The following is a 16,249-nucleotide window of genomic DNA, read 5'->3' on the forward strand; positions in this document are numbered from 1 at the left end:
GAGGAAATAAACATGACAAAGAAAATTGTAACACTTGCAGGAGATGGGATTGGCCCTGAGATCATGGCAGCTGGACTAGAGGTCCTCGCAGCCGTTGCTCCAAAAATTGGCTTCGATTATAGCCTAGAAGACAAACCTTTTGGGGGTGCTGGGATTGATGCTGCTGGTCACCCACTTCCCCAAGATACTCTAGAAGCAGCTAAAGGAGCGGATGCTATTCTTCTCGCAGCTATCGGTAGTCCTGAGTATGACCATGCTCCTGTTCGTCCAGAACAAGGCTTGCTCGCTATTCGCAAGGAATTAAATCTTTTTGCAAATATTCGACCTGTACGGATTTTTGACGCCTTGAAACACCTTTCTCCTTTGAAACCAGAGCGTATCGAGGGTGTCGATTTCGTGGTTGTGCGTGAATTGACAGGTGGGATTTACTTTGGAGAGCATATTTTGAAAGAAGATACAGCGCGCGATATCAATGATTACAGCGCAGAAGAAATCCGTCGGATTATGCGCCAAGCCTTCAAGATTGCGCAAGGACGTGGCAAGAAAGTGACCAGTATCGATAAGCAAAATGTCCTTGCAACGTCTAAATTGTGGCGCCAAGTAGCAGAAGAAGTCGCCAAAGAATTTCCAGATGTGACCTTAAAGCACCAGCTTGTAGACAGTGCAGCCATGATCATGATCACCAATCCAGCTCGCTTTGATGTCGTCGTAACAGAAAATCTATTTGGAGATATCTTATCGGACGAATCGAGTGTCCTTCCTGGAACACTCGGCGTTATGCCGTCTGCCAGTCATTCTGACCAAGGACCAAGTATGTACGAACCGATTCATGGTTCAGCACCAGATATTGCTGGTCAGGGTATTGCCAATCCGATTTCCATGATCCTCTCTGTTTCCATGATGCTCCGAGGCAGTTTTGGAGAAACAGCAGGTGCAGAAATGATTGAAGAAGCGGTCAATCAAACCTTGAATCAGGGGATTTTAACCCGAGATCTAGGTGGTCAGGCTTCGACTGCAGAGATGACAGCAGCTATCATAAGGAATCTCTAAGATGACTTGGAGAGATCGCTGTTTAATGGTCATTGCTCTTTGGAATGGTATGGTCTTTCTGACCTATGGCTTAGATAAGCGAAAAGCCATCCAAAACAGATGGCGGATTCCTGAAAAGGTCCTCTTGCTCGAGAGCTGGTTACTTGGTGGATTTGGAGCTCTTCTAGGTGGGCATCTCTTTCACCACAAGGTACGGAAATGGTATTTCCAAGCCACCTGGTGGATGAGTAGCCTTCTCTTAGCAGGTGTCCTCTTTCTAATCCTTCAATGGATTTCCTAACAAGAAGATAAATGGAGAAAGACGATGAGTGGAAAATCTATCTTTGATAAACTTTGGGACCGCCACGTGATTACAGGAGTGGAAGGGCAACCCCAACTCATGTATGTAGACCAACACTATATCCACGAAGTGACGAGTCCCCAAGCCTTTCAAGGATTACGGGATGCAGGACGCAAGGTTCGACGACCCGATTTAACCTTTGGAACCTTTGATCACAATGTTCCAACGGTCAATATTTTTGATATCCGAGATGTCATTTCAAAAGCCCAGATTGATAAATTAGCTGAAAATGTAGTGGACTTTGGGATTGATCATGCAGGTCACGGTTCTGCTAAGCAAGGAATCGTGCATATGATAGGCCCAGAAACTGGTCGGACCCAGCCAGGAAAATTTATTGTCTGTGGAGACAGCCATACCGCAACCCACGGAGCCTTTGGTGCCATTGCCTTTGGGATTGGAACCAGTGAAGTGGAGCATGTCTTTGCCACCCAAACCATCTGGCAAGTCAAACCAAAGAAAATGTTGGTTGAATTCACCGGAACCCCACAAAAAGGGATCTATTCAAAGGATTACATCCTAGCTTTGATAGCGCGCTACGGTGTTGCTTGTGGAGTTGGCTATGTCGTAGAGTATCGGGGAGAAGCAATTGATCGCTTGACCATGGAAGAACGCATGACCATCTGTAACATGTCGATCGAGTTCGGGTCTAAAATGGGGATCATGAATCCAGATGAGACGACCTTTGACTACCTCCGAGGACGTGAATGTGTGCCGGAAGATTTTGAGGCTGCAGTAGCAGATTGGAAGACTCTGGTTAGTGATGATGACGCCGTTTATGATAAGGTCATCCGTATGGATGTATCTGATCTTGCTCCCATGGTGACTTGGGGGACCAATCCTTCTATGGGAGTGGACTTTGAGACTCCTTTTCCAGAGATTCGCGACATGAATGATGAACGGGCTTATCATTATATGGATCTAGAACCTGGCCAAAAACCAGCAGACATTGAATTAGGCTATATCTTTATCGGTTCTTGTACCAATGCGCGTCTCAGCGATTTGGAGTTGGCAGCTAAGTTTGTGAAAGGCAAAAAAATTGCGCCAAACTTAACTGCTATTGTGGTACCTGGCTCTCGTCCAGTTAAGCAAGCCGCTGAAAAATTAGGCTTAGACAAGATCTTTATGGATGCAGGCTTTGAATGGCGTGATCCAGGCTGCTCCATGTGTCTAGGAATGAACCCAGACAAGGTTCCAGATGGGGTCCACTGTGCCTCTACTAGCAACCGGAACTTTGAAGACCGCCAAGGATTTGGGGCTAAAACCCATCTCTGTAGCCCAGCAATGGCCGCTGCAGCAGCAATAGCTGGTCGCTTTGTCGACGTGCGCCAAATGCCAGAAGTCAAGTAAAAGGAGGAAGCATGGAGAAATTTACCATTTATACAGGAACAACAGTTCCTTTGATGAACGATAATATCGATACCGACCAGATCCTCCCCAAGCAATTCTTAAAGCTGATTGATAAAAAAGGTTTTGGGAAATACCTCATGTATGCTTGGCGCTATTTGGATGACCAATATACTGAGGATCCAGAATTTATCTTTAACAAGCCAGAATACCGCAAGGCAACCATTTTGATCACTGGTGACAATTTTGGGGCTGGTTCCTCTCGGGAGCACGCAGCCTGGGCTTTAGCTGACTATGGTTTTAAAGTCGTTATCGCCGGCTCTTTCGGAGATATTCATTACAATAATGAGCTCAATAATGGTATGCTGCCTATTGTACAACCGCTTGAGGTTCGTCAAAAACTAGCAAGCTTGAAGCCGACAGATCCAGTGACGGTGGATTTGGAAGAGCAGAAGATCATCTCGCCTGTAGGAGAGTTTAGCTTTGAGATCGATGGGGATTGGAAGCACAAATTGCTCAATGGTTTGGATGATATTGGGATTACACTTCAGTACGAAGACTTGATCGCAGCATATGAGAAGAATCGGCCAACCTACTGGCAATGATAAAAATTGTATACTTAATTACGAATTTTCTGAAAATATATTGAAATTGAGACTAGTTTTTGATACAATACTAAAAAGAATAGAAAAGGAAAGAGACTTATGACAAAACACATTCAATGGGACGGACAACTTTCACAAGAAGGATTTGATATTTTGAAAGGAGAGGGTGGCTGTATCGTCTGCCCTACAAAAGTTGGCTACATCATCATGACCAGCGACAAGGCTGGATTGGAACGGAAGTTCGAAGCCAAAGAACGCAACCGCAACAAACCAGGTGTTGTTCTTTGTGGAAGCATGGATGAACTCCGCGCTCTTGCTCAATTGAATCCTGAAATCGAAGCCTTCTACCAAAAACATTGGGATGAAGATATCTTGCTTGGTTGTATCCTTCCTTGGCGCGAAGATGCTTATGCAAAATTGCAAGCTTTCGGAGATGGACGTGAAGAACTCATGACAGACGTTCGTGGAACTAGCTGTTTTGTCATCAAATTTGGTAAAGCTGGGGAGCAAATCGCCAAAGAAATGTGGGAAAAAGAAGGCAAGATGGTTTACGCATCATCTGCTAACCCATCTGGTAAAGGAAACCGAGGTAAGGTCGAAGGAATCGGTGAGCGGATCGAAGGTGCCGTGGACTTGGTTATCGAAGCTGATGATTATGTAGCTTCTATCCAACCAGATAAGACCATTGAAACGCGCTATGAACAAGGTGTGATGGTTTCTATGGTGGATGCAGAAGGAACCCTCATCCCAGAACAAGGAGCAGGCAGCCGTTCTGTCAATACTTGTCCAGTCGTGATCCGTAAAGGATTGGATATCGATAAGATCATGATGCACTTATCCGATCATTTCAACTCTTGGAACTACCGCCAAGGGGAATACTATTAAGAAACCGAAAAAAGCATTCCATTTGGGGTGCTTTTTTGTTAATGGATAAAAGATGGTATAATAGAGGCAAACGATGTTCCAATAGAAAGGGAATTGGTATGATCTCCAGAAAAGCATTTATCGATAAAGTAAATCAGGAAGGTTTTTCCTTCAACATCCAAATCCCATGGTGGTGGTATAAAGACTTCAAGGTATTGGTTTGGAAAAAAAGGCTCTCTGAGGAGCAACTCTATCAGCTGTTTCTTTCACTTTGTAGGGAGATAGAAGGCCGGAGAATGCAAGGTCTAGAGGACGAGAGGAAGTATCAGACTGGATTTTATGTAGGTGCATGCAACGGTCGCGAATTCCGGTTTGAGTTTGTCTTTAGCAATGACAATCGTTTAAAAGTTTATCACATGATCGAAACTGTTAATGGTCGGAAGAAAAAAACTCCTATGGAAATACTGATGGACTTGGTTGATGCTCTATAATGAGGATCTGTTCAAAAGTATAAGGAGAATCCAATCAAAAAAACTAGAGCGTAGGCTCTAGTTTTTTGGTTGTTGGTGGGTAATGTTCTTTCCCCAAGGGATGAGATTTTCTTTTTTCTCTTTGATCCGTTGGATATTGTCTTTGTGACGAAGAATGATCAAGGTCGCTAAGGCCAAGACAATGACTGTAAAAAGCGGATCATAACCGTGCAAGATCCATCCAGTCAATGGGAGAAGGAGGACAGATAGAATGGCGAGTAGCGCAACGGTAACACTCGAAAACGAGATCATACTGGTTAAATACAGGCTGGCTACAAAATACACAGCTAAAATTAGTAGTAGGATAGGCGAGAAGCCAAGTAAGACACCAGCACTTGTCGCCACTGCTTTCCCCCCCTTGAATCCAGCAAAAATTGGAAAAGTGTGACCTAAAACAGCTAAGAGACCAAAGACCATCGGTGAGATCCCTTGAATTCCGAAGAAAGTCGGAAGGAGAACGGCTAAAGTCCCTTTTAAGAAATCAATCGCAAAGACGATGATCCCAGCTTTCTTCCCTAAAATCCGAAAGGTATTGGTCGTTCCTGTATTGCCCGAGCCATGTTCCCGTAAATTAATATGGAAAAAGATTTTCCCAATCCATAATCCCGAAGGAATGGAGCCTAATAGATAGGCTAAAATTAAAACACTTATTTCTTTTATCATACTTTCATTATAACAAAAAGCCATCAATAGAAAAAGCAATTTTTTGAGTTCAAGTGTGACATCTGAAGAAAGTGCTCAGCCAGTATTTTATACTGAGATATAGAAATCTCCATATAAAGAGAAAAAATTTTGCAAAATTTCCTAAAAAACTGTAATATAGAAAAGATGAACAAACAGGAGGTTCCTTGTGGCAAAAAAGGAAATCAATATTAATAATTATAATGACGATGCCATTCAGGTACTAGAAGGGTTGGATGCAGTCCGTAAACGTCCAGGGATGTACATCGGATCGACCGATGGAAACGGCTTGCATCACATGGTCTGGGAGATCGTTGACAATGCGGTCGATGAAGCCTTGTCTGGCTTTGGATCACAAATCGATGTCACGATTAATAAAGATGGTTCTCTATCGGTAGAAGACCAGGGACGTGGAATGCCGACAGGGATGCATGCTATGGGCAAACCAACCGTTGAAGTGATTTTTACGGTCCTCCACGCCGGAGGGAAGTTTGGTCAAGGAGGTTATAAGACATCTGGAGGTCTTCACGGAGTAGGATCTTCTGTCGTCAATGCCCTTTCTAGTTGGCTTGAGGTAGAAATTACCCGTGATGGAGCTGTCTACAAGCAACGCTTTGAAGATGGCGGGAAGCCTGTCAATACTCTTGAGAAGATAGGAACGGCTCCCAAGTCTAAGACAGGGACCAAGGTCACCTTCATGCCGGATCCAACCATCTTTTCAACGACGGATTTCAAATTTAATACCATTGCGGAACGGATCAAAGAATCAGCCTTCTTGCTTAAGGACGTGACGCTGACGCTGACCGACCTCCGTAAAGAAGAAGACAACCATGTGGCCTTCCACTATGAAAATGGTGTCCAAGATTTTGTAGAGTACTTGAACGAAGATAAGGAAACTTTGACACCTGTTCTCTACTTTAGTGGAGAATCAGATGGTTTTCAGGTAGAAGTAGCCATGCAATACAATGATGGTTACTCAGATAATATCTTATCCTTTGTAAATAATGTCCGGACCAAAGATGGGGGAACCCACGAGACAGGTCTGAAGACAGCCATTACCAAGGCCATGAACGACTATGCAAGAAAGACAGGACTTCTCAAGGAAAAAGACAAAAATCTGGAAGGATCAGACTACCGCGAAGGTTTGTCTGCCGTTCTTTCAATCTTGGTCCCAGAAGCCCATTTGCAATTTGAAGGACAAACCAAAGATAAATTAGGAAGCCCCTTGGCTCGTCCAGTCGTTGATAGCATTGTTTCTGATAAATTGACCTTCTTCCTCATGGAAAATGGAGAGTTGGCTTCTAATCTCATTCGTAAGGCTATTAAGGCCCGGGATGCGCGTGAAGCAGCTCGAAAAGCGCGGGATGAAAGCCGAAATGGCAAGAAGAGCAAAAAGGACAAAGGACTTTTATCTGGTAAATTGACACCAGCCCAGTCTAAAAATCCTAAGAAAAATGAACTCTATCTAGTCGAAGGAGACTCTGCTGGCGGTTCTGCCAAACAAGGACGGGACCGTAAGTTCCAAGCGATTCTCCCCCTTCGTGGGAAGGTTCTCAATACTGAGAAAGCCAATATGAGTGATATCCTCAAGAACGAGGAAATCAACACTATGATCTACACCATTGGTGCAGGAGTTGGGGCAGATTTCTCTGTGGAAGATGCCAACTACGATAAGATCATTATCATGACCGATGCGGATACAGATGGTGCCCACATTCAAACTCTTCTCTTAACCTTCTTCTATCGCTATATGCGACCTTTGGTAGAAGCTGGACATGTCTACATTGCGCTTCCTCCTCTTTATAAGATGTCCAAAGGCAAAGGCAAGAAAGAAGAAGTGGCCTATGCTTGGACAGATAGCGAATTAGAGGAGTTGCGTCGGACCTTTGGCCGTGGAGCAACCCTCCAACGTTACAAAGGGTTGGGGGAAATGAATGCGGATCAGCTTTGGGAAACCACCATGAATCCAGAGACCCGTACCTTGATCCGTGTCACCATTGATGATCTAGCTCGTGCAGAACGCCGTGTCTCCGTCCTCATGGGGGATAAGGCTGCACCACGTCGACAATGGATTGAAGACAATGTTAAGTTTACGCTGGAAGAAACGACTGCGTTTTAAGGAGTGTGAGTGATGGATAGTTCAGGACATTCGATTATTTGGACTTACTTAGGTTTTATTCTCCTAGTCTCATCGCCCTCAGCTATTTTTGCATTCTTTATGAATCATCGGAAAAAAAGTTTACTAGGACTCTATGCACCGATCGTGTTTACTTTGTTCATGATCTTGATGCTTATTTTTAATTTAGAGGGCTCAGAATCCGCTGCATTAGGGGCGACCTTTATCATGTTTTTATTTGGCTTTCCTTTGATAATAGGAGCCTTAGTCTACACACTGATTCGTTTGTGTTTCGTTTATAGGAAGAGTCTGCGGAAGGGACTTTTGATTTTCTTATCCTATATCTTAGGCCCCCTATTAATTGCTCTTCTTAGCTTGTGTGTGGTAATGACATTTCAGATTCATCAGTTCGTATTCATAGTCATTATTTTGATGATTCTAGTTTCCTATCTTCCTCCTCTTTATCTCTATCATTTTGAGCGAGATCAGTAGCACTTAGCTAGGAAGGGAAAAATTATGGATTTTTTGATTTCTACATTCAATCAGTTTTACCAATTGTATATCGTCTTGTTTCTATCTATCTTCATTGCCTTTTGGCTGAATTGGAAAAAGAAAAATTTTTATGGCTTGTACTATCCAATCTGTTTGACAGTCATGACTTATTGTGTCGTACAATTTGATTCGTTTGACGTTCCGGAGAGATTCCTTCCATTCATGCTAATTGCCGTTGGTGTTCAACTAATGGTAATAGTTCTAGGTGTTTCTTTGGTCGTGATTGCCTTGATTTATCACGTTATTCGATTATTTTCCGTTTTTCCTAAATATGGATGGAAAATCATCCTGATCATCTTCACTTATCTAGCAAGTGCAGTCCTTTTTTACCGGGTTATGGCTAGTATACCGGAAGAGTTTTTGCAAAACCGAAGCAAGATGATCGGGTTAATGTTCCTATCTCTTGTTCTATCTTATCTGCCAGCCATATTTTTAATCATTAGCCAGAATCGCAGGAAGGTATGAAATGAACGATTTATTATTTATGCTTAGTATGCCCCTTGGTTTCATGCTCCCAGTCATTGCTTTGGCTATTTCTGTGTTGATTGAAAGGCGATTAGATAAAAGAAAACAACCATTTTTTGGTCTCTTTTTTCCTATTATGCTATGTCTGACGATATATGAACATGGCTTAATAAAATTTCATGGTACTGAGACCAGTTTAAAAGTTGGATTTGTTCTCTTATTTTTTTGTTATCCCTTGTTGCTTATAGCGCTTCTTTATAGTGGAATTCGTCTCTATCTTGTCTATAAGGATAGAGTGTGGAAAGTAATTGGCATTGTCTCCTATTATCTAATTGCCAGTTGGGTTGCTTTTTGTATTCCTAGTGAGCACTTTATGACTAATTTGAGTGGCCTGCGACTGCTAGAAGTAGCTATATTGATTGGTTTCTTTCTCCCATCTCTTTATCTATATTTAGACAAAGACCATCAATTCCAAGTATCTCATAGCCATGAAGGAGTAAAAGATGAGAACTGAGACAGAAATGATGGACCTGATCTTGCAGATAGCTGAGTCCTTGCAAGTGGAAGCAGTGGCCTTATCCGGTTCGCGGGCCGATATCCACTCTCTAAGAGATCAGTTTCAAGATTATGATGTGGTCTATATTGTTGAGAATCTGGAGGACTTGATATCTGATTTATCTTGGCTAGACCAGTTTGGAATACGGCTGATTGAACAGCACAATGTCCTTGGACACCGTCGTCTTTACCTCATGCTCTTTGAAGATGGGAATCGTATTGATTTAAGCCTCTGCCCCAAGGAGTATATCCAAGAGTGGGTGGAGAGCGAAGCAAATTTTGAAGTTATAAAAGACGACAATGGCTTGTTTGAAGCCTATCAACCTATTTCTAAGCGCTATTGGACCGCTCCACCTACTGAAGAGGAATTTGCAGCATCCTGCAATGAATTTTGGTGGGTATCGGCTTATGTCGTCAAAGGGATTCGAAGAAATCAGCTTATTTATGCGACCGATCACCTCTATGGCATTTGTCAGCAAGAACTTTTCAAGGTCTTAGCTTGGCAGGTGACAAGCGATAGGGGAGCAGTTGATATCGGAAAGAACTACAAGTATCTTTTCCAGTATTTACCTACAGAGAAAGAGAAGGAATTCTCTGCTCTCCTTGATTTTTCAAGTATAGAGAAAATCACTCAGTCTTTATTAGCAACCATACAACTTTTCCACCAAGAAGCTCAATATCTTGCTCAAAAGATGGGCTTTAACTATGATAGGGAAGTAGCTGAGAAAATGATGGCTTATGCTGAGGAAAGGTTGAACTAATATGTTAGGGAATGTATTTGCACTATTTTTTATGGGATTTCCAGGAATACAAATTTTGCTATTGGTGTCTTCAATCTTTTTAGCTCTTCATAAAAATAAATTACATAAAAGGGTGTATGGATTATTTTTCCCGATCATTATGGTCATGTGTAATAGTTGGCTTATTTCAATTGATCGAACAGAGCTGTTTGATGATGCTTTAAGATTCCAATTGTTTCTAATTTCTTTTTGTTTTCCAATGCTCATCACAGCAGTAGTTTATCAGGCTATTCGATTAACTAATATCTATTCTTTATTAAAGTGGAAAATTATAGTTATTAGTCTCTGCTATTTAATTGGTTTATCCTTCCATATTGTTAATACTGTGTATTGGAATGAAGTTTTTCATGGACATCAAAATGTATTTAATGCTTTGCTTATTGGGACCGCTGTTATTTCATTTCTTCCTTCCATATATTTATTTTTTGTACAAAGAAAAGTTGAACAAGTGCCTACTAGCTAAATTTCAGCAACCTAAAGTGTTTTTACCTGATAAAAATTTTCAAAACTTTAAACTACAGAGAGGATAGTTTGGTTCTATAAAGTAACTGAAATCCTTTTCTATAAAATCTACTCTACATTCTTTGAAAGGAGTTGAACACGCCCTAAATACTGTGTGAAAAAGATAAATTCTCTTGTGAGCATCGCTCACTGCAAGAATTTCCTATTTTCACTTTGTATTTTTCGGGCTTTGTATCCTATATGAGTAATATCCAAAATATGTCCTTAGAGGACATCATGGGAGAGCGCTTTGGTCGCTACTCCAAATACATTATTCAAGAACGGGCCCTTCCTGATATTCGGGATGGCTTGAAACCTGTTCAGCGCCGGATCCTTTATTCTATGAATAAGGATGGGAATACCCATGACAAGGGCTACCGCAAGTCGGCCAAGTCTGTCGGAAATATCATGGGGAATTTCCACCCTCACGGGGATAGTTCGATCTATGATGCCATGGTCCGCATGTCTCAAGACTGGAAGAATCGTGAGATTCTTGTTGAGATGCACGGAAACAATGGTTCCATGGACGGTGATCCACCGGCTGCCATGCGTTATACGGAAGCCCGTCTATCTGAAATTGCTGGTTATCTCCTTCAAGATATTGAAAAGAACACAGTGCCATTTGCCTGGAACTTTGACGATACAGAAAAAGAGCCAACTGTTTTGCCAGCAGCCTTTCCAAACCTCTTGGTCAATGGAGCAACTGGTATTTCTGCTGGTTATGCGACAGATATTCCGCCCCATAACCTTGCTGAAGTCATCGATGCGGTGGTCTATATGATCGACCATCCTTCTGCTAAGGTAGACAAACTCATGGAGTTTCTTCCTGGACCTGATTTCCCGACCGGTGCCATTATCCAAGGGCGCGATGAGATCAAGAAAGCCTATGAAACTGGTAAGGGACGGGTGGTTGTCCGCTCTAAGACAGAAATCGAGCAACTCAAAGGCGGCAAGCAACAAATTGTCGTCACTGAGATTCCTTATGAGATCAACAAGGCTGTCTTGGTCAAGAAAATTGACGATGTTCGTGTCAATAACAAGGTAGCCGGTATTGCCGAAGTTCGGGATGAGTCTGACCGAGATGGTCTTCGCATTGCCATTGAGCTCAAGAAAGATGCCAATGCAGATTTGATCTTGAATTACTTGTTCAAGTATACAGACTTGCAAGTCAACTACAACTTCAATATGGTGGCAATTGACAACTATACCCCTCGTCAAGTTGGGATTGTACCGATTTTATCAAGCTACATTGCTCACCGTCGAGATATCATTGTCGCTCGCTCGCGCTTTGACAAGGAAAAGGCTGAACGAAGGCTCCACATCGTAGAGGGATTGATCCGCGTCATTTCCATCCTTGATGAAGTCATCGCTCTGATCCGTGCTTCTGATAACAAATCAGATGCCAAGGAAAACCTCAAGGTCAGCTACGATTTCACAGAAGAGCAAGTAGAAGCCATTGTCACCTTGCAATTGTACCGTTTGACCAATACAGATATCGTCACCTTGGAAGAAGAGCATGCTAACCTCAAGGAGCAAATCGCGACCTTGGCTGCTATCATAGGGGATGAACGGACCATGTTCAATCTCATGAAGAAGGAATTGCGTGAAGTCAAGAAGCTATTTGGCAATCCGCGTCGTAGTGAGCTGCAAGATACTGCTAAAACAATTGAGATTGATACAGCTAGTCTCATTGTCGAAGAAGAAACCTTTGTTAGCGTGACCCGTGCTGGTTATATCAAACGGACCTCTCCTCGTTCCTTCAATGCCTCAACACTGGAAGAAGTCGGTAAGCGGGACGACGATGAATTGATTTTCGTAGAGCCTGCTAAGACCACCCAGCATCTTTTACTCTTTACCAACTTTGGAAATGCCATTTATCGACCAATTCATGAATTGACAGATACCAAGTGGAAGGATATCGGAGAGCACCTCAGTCAAACCTTGACCAATTTTGAGCAAGAGGAAGAAATTCTCTTTGCGGAGATTGTGGATCAGTTTGAGGGCGTGACCTACTTTGCAGCAACTCAACAAGGCCAAATCAAACGCTTTGAACGCAAGGAATTGAGCCCATGGCGGACCTATCGTTCTAAGTCAACTAAATATGCTAAATTGAAAGACCAAGAGGACCGTATTGTTGCTGTTGCACCAGTTGTCCTCGAGGACATCATGATCATTACCAAAAATGGCTATGGTCTGCGCTTCAATATTGAAGAGGTTCCAGTAGTTGGGGCTAAAGCAGCAGGGGTCAAAGCTATTAATCTGAAAGATGGAGATCAAGTGGTAGCCGTCTTTAAGTCAACGACGCCAAGCATGTACATTTTGACTCAGAGGGGTAGTCTTAAACGGATGTCCCAGGATGATATTCCTGTGACCAGTCGGGCAAAACGGGGACTGCAGGTCTTGCGTGAGTTGAAAAATAAACCACACCGTGTCTTCAAGGCAGGGCCAGTCTTCACTGACCAGGGAGATTTTGATCTCTTTACTAGCCAAGAAGAAGTGGCAGAACAGGATCAAATTCTTCAGATCACTTCCACAACAGGTCAGGTGACAGAAGTTGATTTGACACAATTAAGCATTTCTGAAAGAACAAGCAATGGATCCTTTGTCAATGATACCATTTCGGATCAAGAAGTTTTTTCAGCTACTATCAAATAAAAGAAAACGTCGGTCCATTATAGGACTGACTTTCTTTGAAAATAAATTTTCTGAAAATTGAAAATTTCGCTTGAAATTCTCATGAAATGGTGTACAATAGTCTACATAGATTGAGAAACTGAATCGACCTGCATCGGATCGACTAGGAATAGAAATAATTAAAAGGAGCACTATCATGACAGTATCACTTGATTGGGAAAACCTTGGCTTTTCATACATGAAATTACCCTATCGCTATTTGGCACATTATCGCAATGGAGCTTGGGAAAAAGGGGAATTGACAGAAGATGCGACTTTGCATTTGTCCGAATCTTCTCCAAGTTTGCATTACGGTCAGCAAGCCTTTGAAGGGTTGAAAGCCTACCGTACAAAAGATGAAAGCGTCCAATTGTTCCGTCCAGATGAAAACGCTAAACGCTTGCAACGGACGGCTGATCGCTTGCTCATGCCTCAAGTTCCGACCGATATGTTTGTGGATGCTTGTAAGGCAGTAGTTCGTGCCAATGAAGAATATGTCCCACCATATGGAACAGGTGGAACTCTCTATCTACGTCCTCTATTGATTGGGGTTGGAGATATTATCGGAGTAAAACCAGCAGATGAGTATATCTTTACCATTTTTGCCATGCCCGTCGGTAACTACTTTAAAGGTGGTTTAGTCCCAACGAACTTCTTGATTCAAGATGAGTATGACCGTGCGGCACCACATGGTACAGGGGCAGCTAAAGTTGGTGGGAACTATGCAGCTAGTATGTTACCAGGGAAGATCGCCCATGATCGTAACTTCTCAGACGTGATTTACCTTGATCCAGCGACTCACACCAAGATTGAAGAAGTTGGTTCTGCAAACTTCTTTGGTATCACTTCTAATAACGAATTTGTGACGCCATTGAGTCCGTCTATTTTGCCATCTATCACCAAGTATTCTTTGCTCTACTTGGCAGAACACCGTCTTGGTATGACACCAATTGAAGGGGATGTCTTTATCAATGACTTGGATCGCTTTGTAGAAGCAGGAGCTTGTGGTACCGCAGCTGTAATCTCTCCAATCGGAGGTGTTCAACACGGGGATGACTTCCATGTCTTCTATTCTGAAACAGAAGTAGGTCCTGTCACACGGAAACTCTATGATGAGTTGACAGGTATCCAATTTGGCGATGTTGAAGCGCCAGAAGGATGGATTGTCAAAGTCGATTAAAATAAGAACGGATATCTTTATTCGCTTTATAAGCTTGTAGGGGAATGGCCCTTTCCAGAGAGTGGGACAATGAAGGAATTATTATTTAATTTCTTTTTGTCCCACTCTCTTTTCTCTTGCGTCATCAAAAGAATTTTTGTAAAATAGTAAAAGTGAAAAGAGGGTTGAAATGAGTAAAAAAGATAAGAAAATTGAGATTCAAATCGTTGATAGTAAGGTAACTGTCGGAAAAGACACTTTTGATGGATTCACTTTGTCCATTGGAAAGAAAACGATTGGTGAGATTGCAGACATGGCGGGTCAGTTTGCCATTATCAAAAATGGAAATGTGGATTCTCTTTACAAAAAACTTGAAAAAGCCGTTGAAATTTTAATAGAAAATTATAATTTGAACAAATAAGGGCTTGCAATCATAGTAAATCAATGGTATAATAGATCCTGTTGATTTATATGGAGAGATAGCGAAGAGGCTAAACGCGGCGGACTGTAAATCCGCTCCTTCGGGTTCGGGGGTTCGAATCCCTCTCTCTCCATTTTATTCATGGGGTATAGCCAAGCGGTAAGGCAAGGGACTTTGACTCCCTCATGCGTTGGTTCGAATCCAGCTACCCCAGTTCTTAGGTAATATCAGATAAGTGATAAAATATCTATCTAGGTATTTTATTTCTTTATAGGATGAGTCGTTAAAGATTGTAGTTGATCTCATTGCGAGTGCTTGCTTAGGAAAAATAATTATAAGTATGTCAAGTTTTAGAAAACTTGATTGTTGGAGGATTTTTTAGATGAATGAATTTGAAGATTTGCTAAACAGTGTTAGCCAAGTTGAACCAGGTGATGTTGTTACTGCCGAAGTATTGACAGTTGACGCAAACCAAGCTAACGTTGCAATATCTGGAACTGGTGTCGAAGGTGTCTTGACTCTTCGCGAATTGACAAACGATCGTGATGCGGACATCAACGACTTGGTAAAACCAGGTGAAACACTTGAATTGCTTGTTCTTCGTCAAGTAGTTGGTAAAGATACTGATACAGTAACTTACCTTGTATCTAAAAAACGTTTGGAAGCTCGCAAAGCATGGGACAAATTGGTCGGACGTGAAGAAGAAGTTGTTACTGTTAAAGGAACTCGCGCTGTTAAAGGCGGACTTTCAGTAGAATTTGAAGGACTTCGTGGATTTATTCCAGCTTCAATGCTTGATACTCGTTTTGTACGTAACACTGAACGTTTCGTAGGTCAAGAATTTGATGCTAAAATCAAAGAAGTAGATCCAAAAGAAAACCGCTTTATCCTTTCACGTCGTGAAGTTGTTGAAGCTGCATCAGCTGCAGCTCGCGCAGAAGTGTTTGGAAAATTGAACGTTGGTGATGTTGTAACTGGTAAAGTTGCACGTATCACAAGCTTCGGTGCTTTCATCGACCTTGGTGGTGTTGATGGATTGGTTCACTTGACAGAATTGTCACACGAACGTAACGTATCACCTAAATCAGTTGTAACGGTTGGTGAAGAAATCGAAGTGAAAGTTCTTGACTTGAACGAAGAAGAAGGTCGTGTTTCACTTTCATTGAAAGCTACAACACCTGGACCATGGGATGGCGTTGAACAAAAATTAGCTGCTGGTGATGTCATCGAAGGAACTGTTAAACGTTTGACTGACTTCGGTGCATTCGTTGAAGTGTTGCCAGGTATCGACGGACTTGTACACATCTCACAAATTTCACACAAACGTGTTGAAAATCCAAAAGATGTTCTTAAAGTTGGACAAGAAGTTACTGTTAAAGTTCTTGAAGTAAATGCTGCAGATGAACGTGTATCACTTTCTATCAAAGCTCTTGAAGAACGTCCAGCTCAAGAAGAAGGCGAAAAACAAGAAAAACGTCAACAACGTCCACGTCGTCCAAAACAAGAAAAACGTGACTTTGATCTTCCAGAAACTCAAACTGGATTCTCAATGGCTGACTTGTTTGGTGATATCGAATTATAATATTTTTAAAG

Annotated in this window: 16 protein-coding genes and 2 tRNA genes; 17 read left to right on the forward strand and 1 reads right to left on the reverse strand. The window is 42.2% G+C overall.

The window, feature by feature from the left end; all coding sequences use genetic code 11:
- The first annotated feature begins 12 nt into the window (after positions 1–12).
- From leuB to AB5Y61_RS00830, 6 genes are all read left to right on the forward strand, one after another.
- Complete coding sequence (gene leuB / locus AB5Y61_RS00805; protein ID WP_368402643.1) at positions 13–1,050, forward strand: 3-isopropylmalate dehydrogenase; 1,038 nt, start codon at positions 13–15, stop codon at positions 1,048–1,050.
- A gap of 1 nt (position 1,051) precedes the next feature.
- The gene (locus AB5Y61_RS00810; protein ID WP_070505613.1) at positions 1,052–1,330 is read left to right on the forward strand and encodes a DUF1294 domain-containing protein; all 279 of its coding nucleotides are present in this window, start codon (positions 1,052–1,054) and stop codon (positions 1,328–1,330) included.
- A gap of 24 nt (positions 1,331–1,354) precedes the next feature.
- Positions 1,355–2,737: a 3-isopropylmalate dehydratase large subunit gene (gene leuC, locus AB5Y61_RS00815; RefSeq protein WP_368402644.1), complete on the forward strand. Its 1,383-nt coding sequence runs from the start codon at positions 1,355–1,357 to the stop codon at positions 2,735–2,737.
- A gap of 11 nt (positions 2,738–2,748) precedes the next feature.
- Positions 2,749–3,339 (forward strand): 3-isopropylmalate dehydratase small subunit, encoded by a 591-nt coding sequence (gene leuD / locus AB5Y61_RS00820; RefSeq protein ID WP_368402646.1) that lies wholly within the window; start codon positions 2,749–2,751, stop codon positions 3,337–3,339.
- Between the two features lie 99 nt (positions 3,340–3,438).
- Positions 3,439–4,224, forward strand: coding sequence for an L-threonylcarbamoyladenylate synthase (locus AB5Y61_RS00825; protein ID WP_368402647.1), 786 nt, complete (start codon positions 3,439–3,441; stop codon positions 4,222–4,224).
- Between the two features lie 98 nt (positions 4,225–4,322).
- Positions 4,323–4,694, forward strand: a complete 372-nt coding sequence (locus AB5Y61_RS00830) for a hypothetical protein (protein ID WP_368402649.1) — start codon at positions 4,323–4,325, stop codon at positions 4,692–4,694.
- Positions 4,695–4,751: 57 nt separating this feature from the next.
- On the opposite strand, the gene plsY is transcribed toward AB5Y61_RS00830, so the two are convergent.
- The gene (gene plsY, locus AB5Y61_RS00835; RefSeq protein WP_049474895.1) at positions 4,752–5,396 is read right to left on the reverse strand and encodes a glycerol-3-phosphate 1-O-acyltransferase PlsY; all 645 of its coding nucleotides are present in this window, start codon (positions 5,394–5,396) and stop codon (positions 4,752–4,754) included.
- Positions 5,397–5,583: 187 nt separating this feature from the next.
- Between plsY and parE the strand changes: the two genes are divergently transcribed.
- From parE to rpsA, 11 genes are all read left to right on the forward strand, one after another.
- Positions 5,584–7,533: a DNA topoisomerase IV subunit B gene (gene parE / locus AB5Y61_RS00840; RefSeq protein ID WP_368402650.1), complete on the forward strand. Its 1,950-nt coding sequence runs from the start codon at positions 5,584–5,586 to the stop codon at positions 7,531–7,533.
- Positions 7,534–8,046: 513 nt separating this feature from the next.
- Entirely contained in the window at positions 8,047–8,547 is a 501-nt protein-coding gene (locus tag AB5Y61_RS00845) for a hypothetical protein (protein ID WP_368402652.1), read from the forward strand.
- A gap of 1 nt (position 8,548) precedes the next feature.
- A complete protein-coding gene (locus AB5Y61_RS00850; protein ID WP_368402653.1) occupies positions 8,549–9,061 on the forward strand; it encodes a hypothetical protein in 513 nt (170 codons plus the stop codon).
- A complete protein-coding gene (locus AB5Y61_RS00855; protein WP_368402655.1) occupies positions 9,051–9,863 on the forward strand; it encodes an aminoglycoside 6-adenylyltransferase in 813 nt (270 codons plus the stop codon). Before AB5Y61_RS00850 ends, AB5Y61_RS00855 begins: the two co-directional genes overlap by 11 nt.
- Position 9,864: 1 nt before the next feature.
- Positions 9,865–10,365: a hypothetical protein gene (locus AB5Y61_RS00860; protein WP_368402657.1), complete on the forward strand. Its 501-nt coding sequence runs from the start codon at positions 9,865–9,867 to the stop codon at positions 10,363–10,365.
- Positions 10,366–10,604: 239 nt separating this feature from the next.
- Complete coding sequence (gene parC, locus AB5Y61_RS00865; RefSeq protein WP_368402658.1) at positions 10,605–13,058, forward strand: DNA topoisomerase IV subunit A; 2,454 nt, start codon at positions 10,605–10,607, stop codon at positions 13,056–13,058.
- A 175-nt stretch (positions 13,059–13,233) separates the two neighbouring features.
- Positions 13,234–14,256 carry a branched-chain amino acid aminotransferase gene (locus tag AB5Y61_RS00870; protein WP_368402660.1) on the forward strand — a complete coding sequence of 341 codons (1,023 nt, stop codon included), beginning with the start codon at positions 13,234–13,236 and terminating at the stop codon, positions 14,254–14,256.
- A 169-nt stretch (positions 14,257–14,425) separates the two neighbouring features.
- Complete coding sequence (locus AB5Y61_RS00875) at positions 14,426–14,656, forward strand: DUF2969 domain-containing protein (RefSeq protein ID WP_003003589.1); 231 nt, start codon at positions 14,426–14,428, stop codon at positions 14,654–14,656.
- Between the two features lie 52 nt (positions 14,657–14,708).
- Positions 14,709–14,789, forward strand: a tRNA-Tyr gene (locus AB5Y61_RS00880).
- Between the two features lie 9 nt (positions 14,790–14,798).
- A tRNA-Gln gene (locus tag AB5Y61_RS00885) sits at positions 14,799–14,870 on the forward strand.
- Between the two features lie 168 nt (positions 14,871–15,038).
- Complete coding sequence (gene rpsA / locus AB5Y61_RS00890; RefSeq protein WP_009730966.1) at positions 15,039–16,238, forward strand: 30S ribosomal protein S1; 1,200 nt, start codon at positions 15,039–15,041, stop codon at positions 16,236–16,238.
- Positions 16,239–16,249: the final 11 nt, after the last annotated feature.

This window comes from Streptococcus parasanguinis (assembly GCF_040908565.1).
Lineage (GTDB): Bacteria > Bacillota > Bacilli > Lactobacillales > Streptococcaceae > Streptococcus > Streptococcus parasanguinis_AC.

Bases quoted from the DNA above. Each gene is read 5' to 3' on its own strand.
- leuB (WP_368402643.1), top strand. From the start codon at position 13: ATGACAAAGAAAATTGTAACACTTGCAGGAGATGGGATTGGCCCTGAG.
- AB5Y61_RS00810 (WP_070505613.1), top strand. From the start codon at position 1,052: ATGACTTGGAGAGATCGCTGTTTAATGGTCATTGCTCTTTGGAATGGT.
- leuC (WP_368402644.1), top strand. From the start codon at position 1,355: ATGAGTGGAAAATCTATCTTTGATAAACTTTGGGACCGCCACGTGATT.
- leuD (WP_368402646.1), top strand. From the start codon at position 2,749: ATGGAGAAATTTACCATTTATACAGGAACAACAGTTCCTTTGATGAAC.
- AB5Y61_RS00825 (WP_368402647.1), top strand. From the start codon at position 3,439: ATGACAAAACACATTCAATGGGACGGACAACTTTCACAAGAAGGATTT.
- AB5Y61_RS00830 (WP_368402649.1), top strand. From the start codon at position 4,323: ATGATCTCCAGAAAAGCATTTATCGATAAAGTAAATCAGGAAGGTTTT.
- plsY (WP_049474895.1), bottom strand. From the start codon at position 5,396: ATGATAAAAGAAATAAGTGTTTTAATTTTAGCCTATCTATTAGGCTCC.
- AB5Y61_RS00845 (WP_368402652.1), top strand. From the start codon at position 8,047: ATGGATTTTTTGATTTCTACATTCAATCAGTTTTACCAATTGTATATC.
- AB5Y61_RS00850 (WP_368402653.1), top strand. From the start codon at position 8,549: ATGAACGATTTATTATTTATGCTTAGTATGCCCCTTGGTTTCATGCTC.
- AB5Y61_RS00855 (WP_368402655.1), top strand. From the start codon at position 9,051: ATGAGAACTGAGACAGAAATGATGGACCTGATCTTGCAGATAGCTGAG.
- AB5Y61_RS00860 (WP_368402657.1), top strand. From the start codon at position 9,865: ATGTTAGGGAATGTATTTGCACTATTTTTTATGGGATTTCCAGGAATA.
- parC (WP_368402658.1), top strand. From the start codon at position 10,605: ATGAGTAATATCCAAAATATGTCCTTAGAGGACATCATGGGAGAGCGC.
- AB5Y61_RS00870 (WP_368402660.1), top strand. From the start codon at position 13,234: ATGACAGTATCACTTGATTGGGAAAACCTTGGCTTTTCATACATGAAA.
- AB5Y61_RS00875 (WP_003003589.1), top strand. From the start codon at position 14,426: ATGAGTAAAAAAGATAAGAAAATTGAGATTCAAATCGTTGATAGTAAG.
- rpsA (WP_009730966.1), top strand. From the start codon at position 15,039: ATGAATGAATTTGAAGATTTGCTAAACAGTGTTAGCCAAGTTGAACCA.